The organism is Herbaspirillum sp. WGmk3, assembly GCF_023952535.1.
In the GTDB taxonomy this organism is placed as follows: domain Bacteria; phylum Pseudomonadota; class Gammaproteobacteria; order Burkholderiales; family Burkholderiaceae_D; genus Herbaspirillum; species Herbaspirillum huttiense.
In genome coordinates, this window is sequence record NZ_JAKYWT010000017.1 from 1 (window position 1) to 1,241 (window position 1,241).

At 59.4% G+C, this 1,241-nt stretch carries 1 pseudogene; it reads right to left on the minus strand.

Features of this window, described 5'->3' with window-relative positions:
* A pseudogene (locus MKD49_RS25725) lies at positions 1–1,199 on the minus strand (hemagglutinin repeat-containing protein); the annotation flags it as partial.
* Between the last annotated feature and the right edge of the window lie 42 nt (positions 1,200–1,241).

Sequence of the window (1,241 nt, forward strand, 5' to 3'; positions counted from 1 at the left end):
TCCACATCCTCACGCAGTTGATTGCCGTCCCAGTTCTTCGTCAGGCTATTGCTGCTGTCCTTGCCGGTACGCACTGACGTATCCAACGAGGCCACCACCTGATCCGGACTCTGGCCCGTCTTCGCCTCTTGCGCCTGTGCGTTTGTAATGGTCACCGCAGCACCAGAAACACCACTGCGCGTCACGCTCGTCTCGCTACCCGAGGCATTCCCAATGCCGATGCCACCACCTGGCTTGCCCGCGGACGTACCAGCACTCACACTCTGGCTCTCTGCCGAATATTGGCTACGATTCTGGATATCACTGCTGGTCAGCGTTCCCGTCGTCAGGCTGTTCTTGCCCTGCTCGACGGCTTGATCTGTACTGGCAATCTGCGCAGCCTTCAGATCCGTATTGCCTTTGACATTGACTTGGAATCCATCATTGCCGGCCGTAATCCCTGCCTGCTGGCCCACATTCGCATAGTCCGCATCCACACGACTGCGGCTTGCATTGACGCTGCCACCAGAGCCATAGCCGATGGTCGCACTTCCACCAATACTCTGATCACGACTCTTGAAGGTACTGGTGTCCTGCACGCTGGCGATGTTCAGATCACGGCCCACATTCACCACTACCCGTTCACCTGAGACGGCAGCCCCAATCAGATTGGTATCGCGCCCAGATTCAAGCTTGGCCTGCCCGCCCGCACGCACCTACGTCATGACGTTGGACACATCCTTGCCATCACTATTACCACGGCTCCCCGCCGCGTTGGCGGTAACGCCAAACTGGGTCTTGCTACCAAACTGCGCCGTAACGCCAACACCCCATGACGACGACGACCGGTCACCATGCTGTTCATCCGTGTTTTGCGCAGCGATGAGATTGATATCGTTGTCCGCCTTGAGCGCCAGATTGCGCTTGGCATTGATGTCGCTGCCCGCGACGGTGAGGTTGCTGTTGGCTCCATCTCCCGTAGCACTGATGCTCATGTTGCCGCCGGAGGCAACGGTGGAGCCGCGTTGCATCACCGAGTTCTGCTCGGTACGGCTGCTGTTCTGGCTGCTGCCGATCGTGGCGCTGATGCCGATGTTGGCTGAACCCTCGGCAGCGCCCTTCTGCATGTCGCCTACGGCGCTGTAAACCGACATGCCCGCCGTTGCAGCAGCCAGTGCCTGTACTCGGCCACTCTTGGTTTTACTGGCCGCTTCCGCCATCTGCTGCACCGTCTGCACCGCCGACAACACCGGACTGGTGAC